Source organism: Myxococcus sp. MH1 (assembly GCF_059738865.1).
Window position 1 is genome coordinate 10168356 of record NZ_AP026947.1, and the last position, 17510, is coordinate 10185865.

Consider the following 17510-nt stretch of genomic DNA (forward strand, 5'->3'; position numbering starts at 1 on the left):
CGGGGCGGACTCACCGGCCCAGGGCCGAGCACGTCATGCAGAAGCGGGCCTCGGGGATGGCGCGCAGGCGGTGGCGTCCCATGGCGCCTCCGCACCGCTCGCAGCGGCCGAACTGTCCCACCGCGATGCGGGTGAGCGCCGCCTCGATGTCGAGCAGCTCCTGGCGCTCCGCCTCGGACAGGAGCTCGTCCGCTCCCCGGACGGCCACGAGACGCGTCCGTGACCGGAGCCGTTCGCCGCGCTGCACCAGGGCGTCACGCGCCTCACGAGCCAGACTGTCCATCTTCGCCTCCCGCGACCCTCGCCGGGCACCGCCGCCGCGCTCATCGCGACGCACTTCCCAGAAGAAGGCGTGTGGGGAGCAAGCAGTACAGGAACCATGCCACGTGGGGCCCTCATGCCTCCCCCCAGCCCCTCCGCAAGCCTTGCGCGCGCCCCGACGAGGCTCCGCAGCCCTTGCGGCCCGCCCTCACCGCGGCGTCGCGCGCTCGAACGGATGGACGACCTTCCAGTCACGCCGCATGTCCACGACGAGCCAACCCCGTCCAGGCGCCTCGTCCAACCCCCGGGCGAGCTTCCCCACGCGGGCCTCCCGGTCATAGGCCCACTCGCGCTCGGCATCGGTGTGGTGGACGAGCAGCCCCAGGCGCGGCCCCGGACCCGAGGTGGTCCACTCGAGCATCTCGAAGTCCCCATCCGAGTTCCCGAAGGCCGCCAGGGGCCTGCGTCCCACCCCCTGCTCGATGCCCACGGGCTTGCCTGCTCCGTCATCGAGCAGGTCCAGCTCCGCGAGTCGAAGGACCGAGGGCGCGCCCCCCGAGTCCTGGTAGCGCAGCTTCACCCGGCTGCCCACCACCTGCTCGCGCGGCACGCCGTACACCCGCTCCATCCAGGGGCGCATGAAGCCCACGTCCCCACCGGAGACGACGAAGGTCTTGAAGCCCCGCGCCCGCAGGAGGGCCAACAGCTCCAGCATCGGCTGGTAGACGAGGTCCGTGTACGGGCGATGCAGCGTGGGGTGGCGCGCGGTGACGAGCCAGTCCGAGACCGTCCGCTCGAACTGCTCCGTCGTCATGCCCGCATGCGTGGCCGCGAACAGCTCCATCAGCCCGCGCTTGCCGCTCGCCTTCACCGACTCCACATCACCCTCGAGCACGCCCTGGAAGGGCTGGCGCGTGCGCCACTCGGGGTGCTGGGGCGCGAGCGCCTTCACCCGGTCGATGACGAAGGCCAGCTCGGCCACGAGGGGCTGCTCGGACCACAGCGTGCCGTCGTTGTCGAACACGGCGATGCGCTCGGAGGCGGGCACGAAGTCCGGTCCGCCCTCGCGAGTCACCCGCTCCACGAAGTCCAGGAGCGCCGCCTTCGTGGGGCCCTCCGTCCAGGAGGGGAGCGGGTCCTTCGAGGACGCCGCGACGTCCGCGTGCCCCCGCGCCGCGCTGTCCGTGGCGGCGCGATGCGAGGACGCACACCCGCTCGCGAGGACGAGCGAACACCCCATCAACATCCAGGCGACCCCGCGCATCCGTCCCCTCCCCATGGCCACACGCCAACCTGCCCATCACCCCATGGAGTTCCATCACCCGCGCGCGCGAGGGGAACGTTCACCCGGGCGCGTCGTAGGCCCTGCCCCCGAAGGACGGCCGCGCCATGATGTCCCGGGCCAGCCTGTCACTGTACGCGGGGCCCTCACGGCCGAAGGCCCGTGCCTCCTCGGCCGTCAGGCGCACGCGCACCGCCGTCATCGCGACGCCGCCCACGACGACCTCGATGACCAGGCCCCCGCGCTCCTCGCGCAGCACGCGGTAGAGCAAGGGGCTCTGGTGGATGACGTGCTCGGCGCTCACGGCACCTCGGTCACCACGGCCTGGGACACCGGCGCGTTGATGACCATGACCTCCGGCAACCCGCCCGACGTGTAGCCGCCGAACTTGAAGCAGTCCGTGTCCTGCTCCGACTGGCACTTCCACGCGCCCGGGTCGCTGTCCACCGGCAGCCGCACGCACGGCGCCGACGCGCGCAAGTCCAACGTCATCATGCGCAGCGGCCCCTCGAAGTTCTTCGCCGGCAGCCCCAGCGCCTGCCCCAGCACCGCCGGGTCATGCGTCCCGCCCGACGACGCCTTCCTCACCGCGTCCCGGATGACCGACGACGGCGCCGCGAACAGGTAGCAGCCGCTGTCGTCACAGCGCCCGAAGTTCGTCGCCCCCGTCTGCACCACGTACTGCTGATACTGCGCATCCTTCATCAGCCACGACACCGAGCCCTCCGGGAAGTTCTTCGCCAGGTGCTGCTCGATGCCATACGGCGACGCCCGCTGGTCCGCCTCCCGGGAGAGCTCCGACTGCCGCTCGTCACAGCTCAGCGCCACCGGCGTCGACGGCTCCGGCGTGACGGCGGGCGCCGAGTGCCTGCACCCCACCACGAACAGCGCGCTCACCAACAGACCGCGAATCATCCAGGCCATGCACGGACCTCGCTTCAGGGGTTGAGAGGTCGACCAAACTAGTCAAGGAAGTCACGCTCTCTCCCTGGCCCCCGGGGGCGAGTGCCGTGCATCCGACACGCCTGGGAATGGGGCCATCGCCACCCGGTGGTGCGAGGCAGCGGACGGGCCCGCACAGAGGCATCGACTTTTGCCTCCAGACGGGGCAATCCAAGCCTCCTATGCGCTCGCAACCTGCTGGTCCCCCGCCCGAGCGGGGCCTGTTCTGCAACCGCACCCTCAACCTGCGCGCCATCAAGGCCGTGGGCTACGACATGGACTACACGCTCATCCACTACCGGGTGGAGGCGTGGGAGCGCCGCGCGTACGAGCACATCCGGGACAGGCTCGTCGCGCAGGGCTGGCCCGTGGGTGACCTCCAGTTCGACCCGGCGCTCGCCATCCGCGGCCTCATCATCGACACCGAGAAGGGCAACCTGCTCAAGGCCAACCGCTTCGGGTTCGTGAAGAAGGCGCTGCACGGCACGCGCACCCTGGACTTCATCACCCAGCGCGACGAGTACTCGCACGTCGTCATCGACCTGCACGAGCGGCGGTGGGTGTTCCTCAACACGCTCTTCTCCCTGTCGGAGGCGTGCCTCTACGCGCAGCTGGTGGACCGGCTGGACGCGGGGCAGCTGCCCGGGCCCATGGGCTACGCGGACCTCTACGAGCACGTGCGCAAGAACCTGGACGCCACGCACATGCAGGGCCGGCTCAAGGCCGAAATCATCGCGGACCCGGAGCGCTACGTCATCGACGACCCGGAGACGCCGCTGGCGCTTTTGGACCAGCGCAACGCGGGCAAGAAGCTGCTGCTCATCACCAACAGCGAGTGGGCCTACACCGAGCCCATGATGCACTTCGCCTTCGACAAGCACCTGCCCGCCGGCATGACGTGGCGGCAGCTGTTCGACGTGGTCATCGTCTCCGCGCGCAAGCCGGAGTTCTTCACCACGCGCTCGGCGCTGTTCGAGGTGGTGGAGACCAACGGCGAGGCGCTCCTGCGTCCGCACTCGGGGCCGTTCAAGGAGGGCAAGCCGTACTTCGGCGGCAGCGCCGTGGAGCTCGAGCGCCACCTGGGCATCAGCGGCGACGAGGTCCTCTACGTGGGCGACCACATGTTCGGCGACGTACACGTGTCCAAGAGCGCGCTGCGCTGGCGCACGGCGCTCATCCTCCGCGAGCTGGAGGACGAGGTGCGCGCCATTGCGTCGTTCCGCCCCACCGAGGCCCGGCTCGCCGAGCGCATGGTCCTCAAGGAGCGGCTGGAGTGGGACAGCTGCCAGCTGCGGCTGGAGCTGCAGCGCCGCCGCGGCGACTACGGCCCGCGCACGGACTCGCCCACCGAGCAGGAGCTGGTGGCGAAGCTGGGCACGCTGCGCGAGGAGCTGGAGGCGCTGGACGCGGAGCTGGGCCCCATGGCCCGCGCCGCCACCGAGCTATCCAACCCCATCTGGGGCCTGCTCACCCGCGCCGGCAACGACAAGAGCCACCTGGCCCGCCAGGTGGAGCGCTACGCGGACATCTACACGTCGCGCGTCTCCAACTTCCTGTTCGCCACGCCCTTCGTGTACCTGCGCAGCCCCCGAGGCAGCCTGCCGCACGACCCGAGCCTCCCCGGCGGCACCCCCGTCTTCCCCGCCACCGACAGCGGCGGGGGCATGGCCGACGCCGAGTAGCCCCTCGGCCCACCAGGCCTCCCCAAGCTCGCCTGGCTGCTCTCGGGGAGGCCCAAGTGCGCGGACTCACTGGATTTTCGTTCAGTAGGGTTTGCGTGAGGGCAGGCAGGCATCTCCCCTCTGAAAGGGCGTGTCAGACCCCTCCGCTATGAGTTGTCGGGTGAGCCGATCAACCCAGGACAGCTCTTCGTCGTCGCGTGTGCTCGAGCAGCGCAACCTGCTCGGGGGGATGGACCTCATGCCCGTGCTCGGCCGGGGTGGGCGCAAGCGCGCCCGTCGTTTCCACGTCGCCTCCGAGAAGCGGTTGGGCTTCGCCGCGGCGCTGGCGCTGGTGGTGGAGCATGGCCGCCAGAAGGCCAAGGAGATTGGCGTCACGTCGCTGAGCCGCTGCCCGCGCTGCGACCACGTGGGCCCCACGGAGCAGGACTTCGGCTTCCGCGTGATGCGCGGCGAGCGCCGGCCCCAGTCCTGGTGCCGCGGCTGCCGGGGCCAGCACCTGGAGCCCAGCGAGTCGACCCAGACGAACACCGCCTCGCACAGCGAGGAGGGCTGGCTGTTCCCGCCCGAGACGACCACGAGCACGCGGCCTCCCCGGCGCGGCAAGCGCTCGTCGACGTAAAGCGCGGCATCCTCTTTCCGCCGAGGGCAGCGGGCCCCACGGCTCCGGGTCGACCCCGTGGCCGGGCCCTCTCCCTCGGGGGAGCCCTCGCGGGCGGCCAGGCGGGCGTCACGGGTGGGGCCCTCGAGCCCCTGGCCTCCGGGTTGGACAAGCCGTGGAGCCGTCCTTACCTCTCCAGGGAAGGAGGGCGACATGGCGGTCCGGACCAAGATGGCGGGAGTGAAGAACAAGCGGCGGGTGGCCTCGGCCGGCGAGGCGCAGGCCAGCGTGCAGGCGTCCAAGGGCCGCAAGACGTTGCCCCGGGACGAGGCGGCGGCGCTCAGGCGAACCCGGAACCTGGCGCGCGTGACCTTGGGCCCGGCGGCCGAGGACCACGCGCCCAAGAGCAACCGGCGACGCACCTCGCTCAACGGGCGAAAGAAGGCCCCCAGCGAGATGAACGTGAAGCACCGGGGAGGTCCGCGTAAACGCTCGCGCATCCACGGCGGCTGAGGCGCCGCTTCCGAAGGCCCTCTCATCGACACGCCGTCCGCGCTCCCTGGCCGGAGCGTGGGCGGTGTTCGTGTTTCAGGGGGTGGCGCGCTGACGGCGCAGCCGGAGGACGAGCGCCTCGAAGGCGACGTAGGACACGGGCAGCACCAGCGCGAAGAAGACGGTGAGGTGGGGCAGGTACGGGAAGGCCCAGGGGTCCTTCAGGTGGGCGGCGATTGAGGCGAACAGGCGCCACGGGTCCGCGAGCACGTCCCAGCTGTTCCACCGCTCCACGCGGCCCAGGTAGATGCCATAGCCGCACAGGAGCGAGGTGACGCCGACGAAGGCCCACGCCGTGCGGCGGCCGTGGCGCTCCTCCAGCCACTGCTTCCAGACCTCCAGGGACAGCAGGCCGAGCATCCACCCGGTGGCGGCGAACAGGGCCAGCAGGGCCGCGTCGAACCAGAGCGGGACGACGGGCCGCTGGTGCAGGTGGATGAAGTCGGTGAGGAGGTAGGGCGCGTTGGGGAACAGCGCGAGCCACCCCAGGGCGAGCGGCGCCAGCACCCAGCCCTTGCCGTGACCCCGCACCATGAGCACCCGCGCGAGCAGGGCCAGGACATAGGGGACCCAGGCGAGGAACAGGTTCCAGGTGAGGAAGGCGAAGCTGGCGCGCTCGCTCCAGTCGAGGCGGAAGGCCAGCAGGCCCACCGCCAGGACGCTGCACAGCGTGGCGGGGACGAGGCCGTGGTGACGCGACACGGTGAACAGGGTCATGGCCGAGGACATGGGTGTGTGGCCCGTGGACCACGCCACGGTGGGGTCTGCGTTGGAGCCCCGAGTGTAGAGCAAGGGGTGGGCCAGCTCCGTGTGTGGTCCTGGGTCCACACGGGTGGGGTTCGCAAGTCGGGTGGCCACGGGGTTGCACTGATGGAGCGTGGGGATGGCCCGTGCTCCGGCGCGCGAGGGAGGCGGGTGATGGGTCTCTGCTGGAATCGCAGTCCTCGTGCGGAAGTCGCAGTGTCCCCGTGGGTCCCCGAGGTCCTTACGATGAAGCGCCTCCTCCTGTTGCCCCTGTTGATGCTGTGCGCCTGCGGTGCCGTGCGGATGTCCAACGCGGCGCTCTCGTCGTCCACGGAGAGCTCGCACGAGTCCACCCTGCCCACCTGCACGGGCGAGCCGGACTCGTCGCTGTGCATGCAGAGCTTCGGCTCCTGCGGGCATGTGACGGCCGTCGATTCATGCGGCCAACACCGCTCGGTGTACTGCGGCACGTGCCCCTCGCCCAACATCTGCGCCGCCATCTGCATCCCACCGGAGACGTGTGGCCCCTCGGGCACCTGTGGGTGAGGGGTGGGCCGTCAGGGACGGTGACGCGTCACCGTCCCTCTGCTTCGAGCGCGCCCGTTCGAGAAGGTCCTACACGCTCCTCAAGACGGTTCAACTCCGTCCACCTCCACTTCCATGGGGGTGACGCCGCGGGTGCGGCACCTGATTCGTAATCAGAGATTCCGGCTTCCTCACTCGGGCGCGCTCATTCTTCTTCCTCGTGATGGTGGCCCCCTGGTTCTGCTCGGACCGGGTGTGGGCTCACTCGGGGTCGACTGGCTTCATCGGAAGACACAGCTCTCCATCGCTCTTCAGGGTTCGTTCTCTCCAGCGCGTTCGCATCCCGCGAACCTGAACAACGTGGCCTCCAGCTTCGGGTCCTCGGCGAGCACGCGCGTCACCCAGTCCTCGACGAGCCGCGCGACGGGAGCCTCGACCTCGGGCGGGGCGAACACATGCTTGCTGGGGTTGCCCAGGATGTCCGGCGCGATGCGCAGGTCGAGCACCCCCGTGAGGTGTTCGAGCAATGCCCCGTCCGAGAAGGTCTGTGCATCGCGCTCACGGCCGAGGCGCCGCAGGCGTGCGACGAACGCCCTGCGCATCCCCACGAGGAATCCCCGGTGGTGCGGTCCGCCCACCAGACAGCGCTGGAGGTTCACCCAGGACGACAGACCTCGGCTCAGACGATGTCTCCAGCCGAGCGCGACCCGGAGCCGCACATCCTCCACCTGTCCCTCGAAGGTCCAGGGCTCCTGGATGAACGAAGTGTCCGCCAGTTCGGCGCACAGGTCAGCGAGTCCGCGCTCACGGAAGAAGCGCGCCTCGGTGCCCGTGGCCTCGTCCCGCAGGGTCCAGGACACGCCGGCATGGAAGGCCGACAGCACATGGACGCGTTCCTGGAGCCCACTCCAGGAGAAGCGAACGGTGGAGGTGAAGAGCGATTCATCCGGGGTGCAGGTGACGTGCACTCCGGAGTCCGTGCCGGAGGCCTCGCTCGGCACGAACGGGAGGATGCCCTCCTCGGCGACACCTGCCCGATAGCGGCGCCGCCACGTCTGGCCCTTCGACCACGCGACGACGTCGAGCCGCGAGCAGAGGACGTTGATGGCACCGAGATACACCTCCGAGTCCCGGCAGTGGATGCCCGAGGGGGTGCCGAGCACGACGGGGACCGCCCTCGATTCGGACGCGAACGCGTCGATCGTGAACCAGGGCTCGAGGCTCTCGAGGGGCGCGGTCCAGGGGAGCAGCGGCCACGGCGAACCGTCGAAGGAGACCCGACAGGCACCGTCCGCGAGCAGGTCCACGCAGATGGCTCGCACGCGCCCCGCCCTGCCCGCGTTGAACCCGAGCACCAGGAGGTGCTCCAGGAACATGCTCAGCCCGAACTCGTCCCGGCTTCCGACATACATCCCGGGACGCCGACGAATCATTCGGCGCAGGTCATCCGGTGTGAACTCGTGGTCCATGAAGGAGTCCTCGATAGGCTCCGCGCACCCAGCCGTGGCCAGGGGAGACGGCAAGCCGGGGTCGCGCGTGGCTGGATGGGTTTCAGCGGGGCAGAAGCCCCGCGAGCTTCAAGACGAACGCTTCCAGCTTCGGGTCCTCGGTGAGCGCCTGCTCCACCCACTGAGCGACGAGCCGGGTGACCGTGGCCTGGACCTCCGCGCTGGCGCGTCGCTCTCGGGTCATCAGGTACCAGTCCGTCTTCTCCACCTGGATGTGGAGCACGGCGGTGAGGTGTTCGAACAAGGCCGTGGCGTCGAAGCACCGGGCGCGCGCCGCGACACCTCGCCGCGCCAGACGCGCGGAGATGGCCTCACGCATCCCCTGACGGAATCCGACGCGATGAGGCCCGGCATCGTTGCGTGCGAAGAGGTTCGCCCACGCCACCACTCCCCGACCCGGGCCCTCCGTCCAGACGAGCGCGAGCTGGAGGGAGGTCTTCCCCACCTTCGCCTGGAAGCACAGAGGGTTCTGGGAGCCAAGCGGAGACGGAGCGAGGTCCCGACACAAATCCGCGAGCCCCTCCTCCCGGAGGAACCGGGACTCGGTGCCAGTGGCCTCGTCCCGCAGCGTCCAGGTGACGCCGGAATGAAACGCGGACAGCGCCTCGATGCGCTCACGCAGGCGAGGCACGTCGAAGCAAGGAGGCGGCTCGAACAAGGAGGCATCCGGCGTGAAGGTGATGCACAGCCCGGACTTCGAGGTTCGTGGAGCGGTGTCATCCTCGGTCCAGACGATGACATCCAGCGGGGAAGAGAGCGCACAGAGCACCCCCAGGTCCGCGAAAGGGGACTGCCAGAGCCCCTCGGAGAGAGGGCCCCCCTGCGGGGTGAGCCACGGCTCGAGCTGGGCAGCAGAGGTGCCACAGGAGAGCTTCCACGGCCAGAGGCCGACGCAGAAGCAGCAGGAACCAGCCGCGCGCAGCGAGATGGAGATCTCCCGCGCACCGCCATCCCTGGCCGCGACAAACCCCAGCGTCAGGAGCAAATCCACGAGCGAGGTCCGGCCAGACATCCCGGTGTCGCCGACGTACAATCCAGGCCGTCGGCGGATGGCTCGCCGCAATTCCTCTCCGCTGTCTTGCACCTCCAGACAATACCAGACACGCGACTCGGGACCGAGCTTCTTCGCTCGAAAAATGGGCCTTCCGCCGAGTGACCTTGGAGAGAAAACCAGCGCCGCCGCTTGACTCCCGCGAGCAACAGACTCACGACAAAGGCGTCGTCCCTTCGTTCAGGATCTCCAGATAGCCGCGGTACGCGAAGACGCGACCTCGCTTGCGTCCGGTGACCTCCTTCACGATGTCCAGGCGCTCCAAATCCACCAAGGCCGCGTTCACCGTGGGGGAGGTCAGTCCCGTCCGCTCGACGAGCTGATTCGACGTGAGGTAGGGATGTTCCTGCAACAGGTCATGCACCCGGAGCGCGGAGCCCACCCGCTCGCCATGGGTCGTGATGCGCTCACGGTCGCGCTTGAACAGCTCGACGATTCGGGTGGCGGCTTCGAACGCCTGGTTCGCGGTCTTCTCGATGCCGTCGAGAAAGAACTCGAGCCAGGCTTCCCAAGCACCTCTCTCGCGAACCTCCTGGAGCAATCGGTAGTAGTCCGCTCGATGCGTCTTCAAATAGAGGCTCAGGTAGAGCAGCGGTTTGCGGAGCACTCCTCTCGCGCACAGGTAGAGCGTCACGAGGAGCCGTCCTATCCGGCCGTTTCCATCGAGGAACGGATGGATGCTCTCGAACTGCACATGCAGCAGCCCGGCCTTGATGAGTGCCGGCAACCTGGACTGCTCTTCGTGCATGAAGAGCTCGAGCGAAGCCAGGCAGCCATCGAGCTCCGTGACAGGAGGCGGAACGTACAAGGCGTTTCCAGGTCGAGTCCCGCCAATCCAGTTCTGCGAACGACGGAACTCCCCCGGGTCCTTCGTTCCTCCGCTTCCGCTCCGTAGCAGCCTCTCGTGCAGCTCGCGGACAAGCCGGAGGGAGAGGGGCAATTTCTCGAGCCGCTCGAGCCCGTACATCATCGCGTCGACGTAGTTGGAGACCTCACGAACATCGTCGAAGGGCGCCCCCTCCTGTGCCTCCAGTTCGAACTGGAGCAGGTCGGAGAGCGTCGACTGGGTTCCCTCGATCTGCGAGGAGAGCACTGCCTCCTTGCGGACGTACATGTAGAGGAACAACTCCTGACGGGGCAGGAGCACGGTGATGCCATCGAGGCGCCCCAACGCACGCTCGGCCAGGCTGAGTCGCTCCAGCAATCCCAAGACGTCGATCGCCGGGCTTGGCGGCAAGGGCGGTGGAACGAACGCGCGCACGTGTTCCCCCGCGACCGTCGTCTCCACGAACCGACCCACGCGGGAAGCTCCAGCAGAGGTGTCGAACATGCGTTCAGTATCCAGGGCGCGTTATTTAAGTAAAGAGCCTCCCGCTTAAATAACGAACGCCTGAACGAAAGCCCTCTAAAACAAGAAAACTTGTCGTGATTTCAGGCACTTAAAACGGAAATTCGGACCGCCGAGGACGCCGGCCGATCTCCGCGAGCAGCAGGACGCCGAGGAGTGCGAGCCCTGGCGAGGAGGAACAACCGCCTGCGGAAGCGGCTCCAGGTGGCTCAGGGTCCGGAGGTGGCGGAGCGCAGGGCGTGAAGCAGCGGCAAGCGTCAGTTCCTTCCGGCTCCAGCCGCGCACAGAGACCACCCACTCCACAGGCCGCGTCCTCGGTGCAGGAGGCCCCGAAGTCGCCCTCGCGAAGCGCGGGCAGCAGGCACCGCCCCCCTGTCCCCTCCGTGACGACACACGTGAGCCCGGAAGGGCACTGGGCGTCGTTCTCACACGCCTCCAGGCACAGGGCCTCCGGAGAGAGCGTCGTGCTTTGCGCAGGCGCTGGCAGCGCGAGGAAGGGCTCGATGAAGTCGACCATCAACGCGTCCACTCGCACGTTGACCGCCTCCTCCCGACAGGCGACGTCACCGCTCACCGTGATGCCCACGAGCACGTCCCGCCCCGTGTCGTCACGGGCGAACACCGGCCCGCCACTGTCTCCCACGCAGCTCATGCCTGGTGCCGGTCCCGCCCGGAAGGACGCGGGCTCGACGTCCGTCACCCGCAGGGTCCCCTGGCGTCGTTGACCCGCGGGCTCGTCCACATCCTTCGTGTCGCCATAGCCCACCGCGCGCACCAGCTCGCCGGTCACCGGGACGACGTCACTCGACGGCAACTGCGCGGCAGTCACATGCACCGGGCTCGCGAACCGCAGCAGCGCCACGTCGTACGCATGGGTCTTCGACTCATACCGCGGATGGACGACCGCGCGAGCCACCCGCACGAAGCGCCCCTCCTCACTCGGCCTCGGCAGCAACTCCCGGCCGAGGAAGACCTCGTGCGACCCCTCGGGCCCGAACAGGTCCAGACAGTGCGCCGCCGTGAGCACGACGTCCGGCGCGATGAGGACACCCGAGCACAGCAACAACGGCGACGGCTCACTGCACCGCGTACGACGCGCGAGCAGCGCCACCGTGGCCACATCCTCGGGAGCATCCGTGCCCCCCACAATCGGCCACGCCGCCTGGGACGAGGAAGCCGGCTCTCGTGCTGCCTCCTCCCCGACAGGGGAACACCCTGTGAACAGCGCGCAAAGCGTGAGCACGAGGAGCCACACACCCCGAGCCCACTCGCTCCAAGAGCCACTGCGACTCCGCCCACTCGAGTAGAATGGGTTCATGCCGCCGGCTCGCGCTCGAACCACGGCCACGGTCTGTCCGGACACCCCACGATGAGCCCTCACAGGAAGGTCGTCTTCTACTGCACGGACTCCGATGGGAACCCGGACGTCGAGTCGATGTGGACCATCCCGCGGGCTGATGGCTACGAGTTGGACAACATCCCGTTCATCACGCGGGGCTACGCCTGCGGCGACGTCGTCTCCGCCGAGCCCGAGGCCGATGGCATGCTTCGGTGCACCGGGCTCGTTCGAGCCAGCGGACACAGCACCGTCCAGCTTCTGGTTACACATCCCAGCGACATCCCCAGAATCCGCGAGGAGCTGAAGCGACGCGGGTGCGACACGGAGTTCGGACATGGCCTGCTCGCCATCGACATCCCACCCGAGGTCCCCTACGCCTCGTTGAAGGACTACTTCGAGGAGGGCCATCGCACGGGTGTCTTCGACTACCAGGAAGCCTGCCTCGGTTTCCGGTAGCCACATCACCTCACTGCCGCAAGGCCTCCGCCGCGGCCTCCTTGCTCAGCGCCTGGATCTCCTCCCCCAGGCTCACCAGCCGACCTCGGTGACGCTGGATGAGCATCTCCGTCTGCCGCACCCGCTCCAGGTCCCCACGCGACTCCGCCAGCTCCCGCTCGCGCTCCAGCCGCTCCACATCACGCCCCAACACCGACGCGATGTGCTTCGTCTTCTCCAACTTCCACTGCGCCGTCTGCGGCTGCTCCGGAACAATCGCGTCGTTCTGCTGCGGCGGCGGGTTCGCCACCTCCGGCTCCGGCGCCACGTCCCCCGGCCCCAGCGCCACCACCGTCGCCGGAGGCGTCGCCTCCCCGGCCGCCACCACGGGCTCGGGACGAGGACTCTCCACCGCGCGCGCCTCGGGCGATGACGGGATGGGCACCGGCACCAGCTCCGCCTGCTCGACACCCCGCGATACCGGGGCCGTCCCCTGCCCCATCAACCCCACCCCCATGGCCACGACGAGCACCACCGCCGCCGCCAGCATCAGTCGGTATCGAGTCTTCATCGCCCGCCTTCTTCAGAATCGCACGCGCCAGCCGCCGCCCTGCCGCTCCACGCGGAGCAGCCACGGCTCCTTGCCCACATTCCCATCCCTCGCCACCCGTGCCCGCACCAGCACCACGTCCGCATCCCGGCCGTCCAGCTTCGACTCCACAATACCCACCAGCATCAACCCGTGCGCATGCATCTCCGACACCGCCTCCTCGCACGGCCGCATGCCCCCTCCCGTGGCCAGCATCGGCCCCAGCACCGCGCAGTCCCCCGAGGGCAACGCCTCGAAGAAGCGCGTCACCGTCGCCTCCGCCGCCTCCGTCTTCGAGGCGGCTGACGTACACGCGAGCAGGGCCAGCGCGGCCCCGCCCACCCACACACCCACGTCACGACCCGCACGCATGGCTCAGTAGCAGTTCGAGGCGAACAGCTCGTCGTCCGCCGCGGACACGAACTGGTCGTCACACCACGCACTCGCCAGCATGTGGCCGTTGCGCACGCAGCCGTCGTGGTTCGTCGCATCCAGCGTGTACTGCGTGTCACCCCCACAGCCACCACCACACCGGCCGAAGCAGTTGCCCATCACCTTCGGGCGCGACCAGTGGTCCGGCTCGCCGCACAGCCACGTGCTCCCGCTCAGGTAGAACTCATCCCCGCTGCACGACGTGTGGTCGCCCAGCTGCGCGATCTGCTGGTTGCCCGCGAAGCTGAAGCCACCCTTGTTGCAGTCGTGCTTCGCGTACGAATACCAGTTGTACACACCCCCGCAGCTCCCCGTGAACTTGCCGTTGCAGCGCGCATAGCTGCACAACATCGTGTAGCCGCGCCCCTGCTCGCCCATCACCGTGCGCTGGAGCTCCACCGTGGAGGGATGCTGCGCCCACAGGCCCACCGCGCGCCGCAGGTACATCGCCTCGGGCGCCGCCGCGTCACCCGCGGGCAGCTCGGCGCTCAGCGCGTCGTAGAGCGACTTGAGCAGCTCCCGGTCCGCGTCCGTCAGCTGCGTGTCCGCCGCGCCCTCGTCCGCGAAGCCATCCATCGTCGACACGCCGCTGGCCGGGTCCAACAACCCCGCGAGCGTCATCCCGCGCAGCCGCACCTCCAACCGGTAGACCCCCGGCTCCACCTCGAGCGCCTGGAACGACACCGCGCCGCCGTCCTTCACGAAGGTGCCTCGCGTGTCTCCCGTCTCGGCGGCCAGCGACAGGCCCTCCTGCTTCACCTGCGAGCTCCCGCTCGCGCCACCACAGGCCCACAACATCAACGTCGCGACCGCACAGAGCACCTTGCGCATACCGTTGCATCCCTCCGGCCAGGGGACTGACTCGACCCCGAAAGTCTCGCGGTGGTACCGGGCGCTCACGACTCACTCAAGGCCGGGTGCGTCACATCTCACGCGTGAAACATCTCGCATGTCTCACGGGTGTGCACCGACCCGGCTTCACTGTTCAACACGACGGAAGATGGGCAGTGAGCCCGCAACGCGCTCCAGCGCCACACCGTCCTCGGGAACCGACTCCTCCACGCCCGTGACGAGCAGCCCTCCGGGCACGAGCCGCGCCACGAGCCCCGCGAGCACCTCTCGCTGAAGCGCCGGCGCGAAGTAGGTGAAGGCCACGTTGCGACACAGGACGAGGTGAAAGGGACCCTCCGGCATGCGGGCTCGCAAGTCCTGCTGGACGAAGGTGAGCCCCTCGCGGAACTCGGGTGCGAGACAAGCCTCCGCGTCGGTACCGGGGAACGCCTCCGCGGCCCACGCGCGCGGCAATTCCCGGAGCGAGCCGCGCGGATAACAGCCCCGGCTCGCACGCGCGAGCAGCACCGTGTCGGCCTCCGTGGCGAGCAACTCCAATCGTGCCTCCGGGAAGCGTGGCGACAGCCCGAGCCGGAAGAGCACGCTCATCGTGTAGGGCTCCTCCCCCGAAGCGCAGCCCGCGCTCCACACGCGCAGCACGGAGGTGGACCCGAGCAGCGCGGGGAGCAGCGTGTCCCGCAGCACATCGAAGACCTCGGCGTCGCGGTAGAAACGCGAGACGGTGATGCGGCAGAGCGCGTCCAGCACGGCCCACTCGTCCGCGTCGGACTCCAGCCGGGCGCGGTACTCGGCCACGCTCGTGAGCCCCAACGCCGCGAGCCTGCGGCCGATGCGCTTGCACACCTGCCCTCGCACCCGGCGGAAACCCTCGAGCCGCAGGCGAAGACGCGGGCCCGCCCAGCGCATCAGCTCGATGCAGTCCTCATCCCTCACCGCGGCCTCCTTGTGTTGGAAGGTCGTCCGAGAATGTCAGCAGGCCCGGGCGACGGGCGAGCACGGCAGGCCGGGATGTGGCATGACGCTCGGGCGTTTGTGTTGGAATCCCGGAGGAATCTGCCCTTGAAGAGACTGACTGCGCTCACCCTGTCGGCGGCCCTGGCGGCGGCCGGCTGCACGCATGGCACCGCGGCCACCGAGCCGACCACCCCGCCCGAGCAGGCCACCGCGCCCGCCACGCCGGCTCCGGAGAAGACCCCGGCGCCGCTGCCCGCGCCCCGGACGTCGGACGTGCTCGCCGGCACCGCCGAGGCCTTCACCGCCGCCTGCACCGCCGACCTCGAGCGCGCCCAGGCCCAAATCACCGCGCTCAAGAACCTGGACGCGCGCAAGGACGCCCAGGCCGTGCTCGCCGCGTATGACGAGGCCACCGGGTCGCTCATCGCCGCCGCGAACCGCTCCAGCCTCGCGCGCGAGGTCCACCCGCTGCCCGCCTTCCGCGACGCCGCCCGCGAGTGCGAGCAGCGCGTGGACGCCCTCAACGTGGAGATCTCCCAGGACCGCGGCGTCTATGACGCGCTGTCCGCGGTGGACCTGTCCCAGGCGGACGGGCCGACGAAGTACTGGATGGAGCGCACGCTGCTCGACTTCCGCCGCGCCGGCGTGGACCGCGATGACGCCACGCGCGCGAAGGTGAAGTCGCTCAACGAGGAGCTGCTCAAGCTGGGCCAGCAGTTCGGCAAGAACATCGCCGAGGGCGTGCGCCAGGTGTCCCTCACGCCCAAGGAGCTCGCCGGGCTGCCCGAGGACTACGTGAAGTCCCACCCGGCCGGGAAGGACGGCAAGGTGGTCATCACCACCAACTACCCCGACTACTTCCCGTTCATGACGTACGCGAAGGACGGCAAGGCGCGCGAGAAGCTCTGGCGCACCTACCGCCAGCGCGCCTTCCCGGCGAACCAGGAGGTGCTCCAGCAGCTCATCGCCAAGCGCCACGAGCTGGCCACGCTCCTGGGCTACGAGTCCTGGGCCGCGTACACCACCGAGACCAAGATGACCCGCACGCAGAAGGCCGCGTCGGAGTTCATCGACCGGCTGGCGGACGCCACCCAGGCGAGAGCGAAGCAGGAGTTCGCGGACCTGCTGGCGCGCAAGAAGAAGGACGTCCCGAGCGCCAAGACGCTCGAGCCCTGGGACCAGGACTACTACGAGGACCGGCTGCGCGCGGAGCGCTTCGGGTTCGACTCGCAGCAGGTGCGCCCGTATCTGGAGTACAGCCGGGTGAAGGCGGGCGTGATGGACATCACCTCGCGCATCTGGGGCATCACCTACCAGCGCGCGGCGGACGCCAAGGTGTGGCACCCGGAGGTGGAGGCCTACGACGTGCTCGACAACGGCACGCTGCTGGGCCGCATCTACCTGGACATGCACCCGCGTGACGACAAGTACAAGCACGCGGCCCAGTTCGACCTGGCGCAGGGCCAGGCCGGCAAGCGGCTCCCCGAGGGCACCCTGGTGTGCAACTTCGCGCGCCCCGGCGAGCTGATGACGCACGACGAGGTGGAGACGTTCTTCCACGAGTTCGGCCACCTGCTGCACGCGGTGTTCTCCGGCAAGCAGCAGTGGAGCGGCATCTCCGGCATCCGCACCGAGTGGGACTTCGTCGAGACGCCGTCGATGCTCCTCCAGCAGTGGGCGGGCAACCCCGAGGTGCTCAAGGAGTTCGCCAAGCACCACGAGACGGAGGCCGCGATTCCCGCGGAGATGGTCGAGAAGCTGCGCGCGTCGAAGGAGTTCGGCAAGGGCCTGTGGGCGCGGCGGCAGCTGTTCCTGTCCGCGGTGAGCCTGGACTACTACTCGCGCAAGCCGGGCTTCGACACCACCGCGGCGCTGGTGGAGCAGCAGACGAAGCTCAGCCCGTTCAAGCACGAGCACCGCCCGGGCACGCACTTCGAGCTCGCGTTCGGCCACCTGGATGGGTACTCGGCCGCGTACTACACGTACCTGTGGTCCTCCGTCATCGCGAAGGACCTGGAGACGGAGTTCCAGAAGAAGGGCTACCTGGACCGCGAGACGGCGATGAAGTACCGCCGCACCGTGCTGGAGCCGGGCGGCGCCAAGCCCGCCGCCGAGCTGGTGAAGGACTTCCTCGGCCGTGACTACGGCTTCGAGGCGTACCGCGCCTACGTCGACGCCGGGAAGTAACACGCATCCCCCGGGGAGCCCGTGTCACCATGGGCTCCCCATCCAATGGGTTGACACCTTCCCCACCCTGAAGCCTCACAACAAATCCATTGCAGACATCATCAACGCAGATGTACCCTTCGCCTGCCCATCCTGGGGCAATGAAGAGGGGGACATATGCGTCAAATCAAGTCGCACGTCGCGGCGTCGCTCATGGCGGCTGCGTTGGGGCTGCTTCCCATCGCAGTCT

At 69.0% G+C, this 17510-nt stretch carries 19 protein-coding genes; 6 read left to right on the top strand and 13 right to left on the bottom strand.

All coding sequences use genetic code 11. The features are described from left to right. Nucleotides 1–10: 10 nt before the first annotated feature. The 4 genes from AC6JA9_RS40285 to AC6JA9_RS40300 form a co-directional block, all read right to left on the bottom strand. Complete coding sequence (locus AC6JA9_RS40285) at nucleotides 11–208, bottom strand: TraR/DksA family transcriptional regulator (protein WP_223751218.1); 198 nt, start codon at nucleotides 206–208, stop codon at nucleotides 11–13. Nucleotides 209–469: 261 nt separating this feature from the next. Beyond that, nucleotides 470–1525, bottom strand: a complete 1056-nt coding sequence (locus AC6JA9_RS40290; protein ID WP_497958732.1) for an HAD family hydrolase — start codon at nucleotides 1523–1525, stop codon at nucleotides 470–472. A gap of 79 nt (nucleotides 1526–1604) precedes the next feature. After that, entirely contained in the window at nucleotides 1605–1847 is a 243-nt protein-coding gene (locus AC6JA9_RS40295; RefSeq protein ID WP_408888778.1) for a hypothetical protein, read from the bottom strand. After that, nucleotides 1844–2467 carry a hypothetical protein gene (locus AC6JA9_RS40300; protein ID WP_408888777.1) on the bottom strand — a complete coding sequence of 208 codons (624 nt, stop codon included), beginning with the start codon at nucleotides 2465–2467 and terminating at the stop codon, nucleotides 1844–1846. Before AC6JA9_RS40300 ends, AC6JA9_RS40295 begins: the two co-directional genes overlap by 4 nt. 200 nt (nucleotides 2468–2667) lie before the next feature. Between AC6JA9_RS40300 and AC6JA9_RS40305 the strand changes: the two genes are divergently transcribed. From AC6JA9_RS40305 to AC6JA9_RS40315, 3 genes are all read left to right on the top strand, one after another. After that, nucleotides 2668–4167, top strand: a complete 1500-nt coding sequence (locus tag AC6JA9_RS40305) for an HAD-IG family 5'-nucleotidase (protein WP_074958174.1) — start codon at nucleotides 2668–2670, stop codon at nucleotides 4165–4167. 160 nt (nucleotides 4168–4327) lie between these two features. Beyond that, nucleotides 4328–4786 carry a hypothetical protein gene (locus AC6JA9_RS40310; RefSeq protein WP_223751222.1) on the top strand — a complete coding sequence of 153 codons (459 nt, stop codon included), beginning with the start codon at nucleotides 4328–4330 and terminating at the stop codon, nucleotides 4784–4786. A gap of 192 nt (nucleotides 4787–4978) precedes the next feature. Beyond that, nucleotides 4979–5278, top strand: a complete 300-nt coding sequence (locus AC6JA9_RS40315) for a hypothetical protein (protein WP_223783858.1) — start codon at nucleotides 4979–4981, stop codon at nucleotides 5276–5278. Nucleotides 5279–5353: 75 nt separating this feature from the next. Here the strand turns inward: AC6JA9_RS40315 and AC6JA9_RS40320 are convergent, their stop codons facing one another. Next, on the bottom strand, nucleotides 5354–6046 hold the full coding sequence (locus tag AC6JA9_RS40320) for a DUF1361 domain-containing protein (protein WP_426744323.1): 693 nt from the start codon (nucleotides 6044–6046) through the stop codon (nucleotides 5354–5356). Between the two features lie 261 nt (nucleotides 6047–6307). Between AC6JA9_RS40320 and AC6JA9_RS40325 the strand changes: the two genes are divergently transcribed. Next, nucleotides 6308–6607: a hypothetical protein gene (locus tag AC6JA9_RS40325; RefSeq protein WP_223751224.1), complete on the top strand. Its 300-nt coding sequence runs from the start codon at nucleotides 6308–6310 to the stop codon at nucleotides 6605–6607. A gap of 290 nt (nucleotides 6608–6897) precedes the next feature. Here AC6JA9_RS40325 and AC6JA9_RS40330 read toward each other — a convergent pair whose 3' ends face one another. The 4 genes from AC6JA9_RS40330 to AC6JA9_RS40345 form a co-directional block, all read right to left on the bottom strand. After that, on the bottom strand, nucleotides 6898–8055 hold the full coding sequence (locus tag AC6JA9_RS40330; RefSeq protein WP_497958733.1) for a hypothetical protein: 1158 nt from the start codon (nucleotides 8053–8055) through the stop codon (nucleotides 6898–6900). Nucleotides 8056–8137: 82 nt separating this feature from the next. Further along, nucleotides 8138–9106: a DNA topoisomerase subunit B gene (locus AC6JA9_RS40335; protein WP_497958734.1), complete on the bottom strand. Its 969-nt coding sequence runs from the start codon at nucleotides 9104–9106 to the stop codon at nucleotides 8138–8140. A 193-nt stretch (nucleotides 9107–9299) separates the two neighbouring features. Next, nucleotides 9300–10475, bottom strand: a complete 1176-nt coding sequence (locus AC6JA9_RS40340) for a Fic family protein (RefSeq protein WP_497958735.1) — start codon at nucleotides 10473–10475, stop codon at nucleotides 9300–9302. 109 nt (nucleotides 10476–10584) lie between these two features. Next, nucleotides 10585–11640 carry a S1 family peptidase gene (locus tag AC6JA9_RS40345; protein WP_497958736.1) on the bottom strand — a complete coding sequence of 352 codons (1056 nt, stop codon included), beginning with the start codon at nucleotides 11638–11640 and terminating at the stop codon, nucleotides 10585–10587. Between the two features lie 222 nt (nucleotides 11641–11862). Here AC6JA9_RS40345 and AC6JA9_RS40350 point away from each other — a divergent pair, with 222 nt between their 5' ends. Then, nucleotides 11863–12288: a DUF4265 domain-containing protein gene (locus AC6JA9_RS40350; RefSeq protein WP_141331634.1), complete on the top strand. Its 426-nt coding sequence runs from the start codon at nucleotides 11863–11865 to the stop codon at nucleotides 12286–12288. Nucleotides 12289–12298: 10 nt separating this feature from the next. Here AC6JA9_RS40350 and AC6JA9_RS40355 read toward each other — a convergent pair whose 3' ends face one another. The 4 genes from AC6JA9_RS40355 to AC6JA9_RS40370 form a co-directional block, all read right to left on the bottom strand. Beyond that, nucleotides 12299–12838: a hypothetical protein gene (locus tag AC6JA9_RS40355; protein WP_497958737.1), complete on the bottom strand. Its 540-nt coding sequence runs from the start codon at nucleotides 12836–12838 to the stop codon at nucleotides 12299–12301. Nucleotides 12839–12850: 12 nt separating this feature from the next. Further along, the gene (locus tag AC6JA9_RS40360; protein WP_497958738.1) at nucleotides 12851–13228 is read right to left on the bottom strand and encodes a hypothetical protein; all 378 of its coding nucleotides are present in this window, start codon (nucleotides 13226–13228) and stop codon (nucleotides 12851–12853) included. A 3-nt stretch (nucleotides 13229–13231) separates the two neighbouring features. After that, nucleotides 13232–14119 (bottom strand): hypothetical protein, encoded by an 888-nt coding sequence (locus tag AC6JA9_RS40365; RefSeq protein WP_223783852.1) that lies wholly within the window; start codon nucleotides 14117–14119, stop codon nucleotides 13232–13234. Between the two features lie 147 nt (nucleotides 14120–14266). After that, nucleotides 14267–15073 (bottom strand): CheR family methyltransferase, encoded by an 807-nt coding sequence (locus AC6JA9_RS40370; RefSeq protein ID WP_497958739.1) that lies wholly within the window; start codon nucleotides 15071–15073, stop codon nucleotides 14267–14269. A gap of 75 nt (nucleotides 15074–15148) precedes the next feature. Here AC6JA9_RS40370 and AC6JA9_RS40375 point away from each other — a divergent pair, with 75 nt between their 5' ends. Then, the gene (locus AC6JA9_RS40375) at nucleotides 15149–17281 is read left to right on the top strand and encodes a M3 family metallopeptidase (RefSeq protein ID WP_497960830.1); all 2133 of its coding nucleotides are present in this window, start codon (nucleotides 15149–15151) and stop codon (nucleotides 17279–17281) included. Nucleotides 17282–17510 lie beyond the last annotated feature (229 nt).

Coding starts and splice junctions, on each gene's coding strand:
- AC6JA9_RS40300 (WP_408888777.1), bottom strand. CDS start 2,467: ATGGCCTGGATGATTCGCGGTCTGTTGGTGAGCGCGCTGTTCGTGGTG.
- AC6JA9_RS40325 (WP_223751224.1), top strand. CDS start 6,308: ATGAAGCGCCTCCTCCTGTTGCCCCTGTTGATGCTGTGCGCCTGCGGT.
- AC6JA9_RS40375 (WP_497960830.1), top strand. CDS start 15,149: ATGTGGCATGACGCTCGGGCGTTTGTGTTGGAATCCCGGAGGAATCTG.
- AC6JA9_RS40335 (WP_497958734.1), bottom strand. CDS start 9,106: ATGTCTGGCCGGACCTCGCTCGTGGATTTGCTCCTGACGCTGGGGTTT.
- AC6JA9_RS40320 (WP_426744323.1), bottom strand. CDS start 6,046: ATGTCCTCGGCCATGACCCTGTTCACCGTGTCGCGTCACCACGGCCTC.
- AC6JA9_RS40315 (WP_223783858.1), top strand. CDS start 4,979: ATGGCGGTCCGGACCAAGATGGCGGGAGTGAAGAACAAGCGGCGGGTG.
- AC6JA9_RS40290 (WP_497958732.1), bottom strand. CDS start 1,525: ATGCGCGGGGTCGCCTGGATGTTGATGGGGTGTTCGCTCGTCCTCGCG.
- AC6JA9_RS40365 (WP_223783852.1), bottom strand. CDS start 14,119: ATGCGCAAGGTGCTCTGTGCGGTCGCGACGTTGATGTTGTGGGCCTGT.
- AC6JA9_RS40305 (WP_074958174.1), top strand. CDS start 2,668: ATGCGCTCGCAACCTGCTGGTCCCCCGCCCGAGCGGGGCCTGTTCTGC.
- AC6JA9_RS40360 (WP_497958738.1), bottom strand. CDS start 13,228: ATGCGTGCGGGTCGTGACGTGGGTGTGTGGGTGGGCGGGGCCGCGCTG.
- AC6JA9_RS40340 (WP_497958735.1), bottom strand. CDS start 10,475: ATGTTCGACACCTCTGCTGGAGCTTCCCGCGTGGGTCGGTTCGTGGAG.
- AC6JA9_RS40350 (WP_141331634.1), top strand. CDS start 11,863: ATGAGCCCTCACAGGAAGGTCGTCTTCTACTGCACGGACTCCGATGGG.
- AC6JA9_RS40330 (WP_497958733.1), bottom strand. CDS start 8,055: ATGGACCACGAGTTCACACCGGATGACCTGCGCCGAATGATTCGTCGG.
- AC6JA9_RS40355 (WP_497958737.1), bottom strand. CDS start 12,838: ATGAAGACTCGATACCGACTGATGCTGGCGGCGGCGGTGGTGCTCGTC.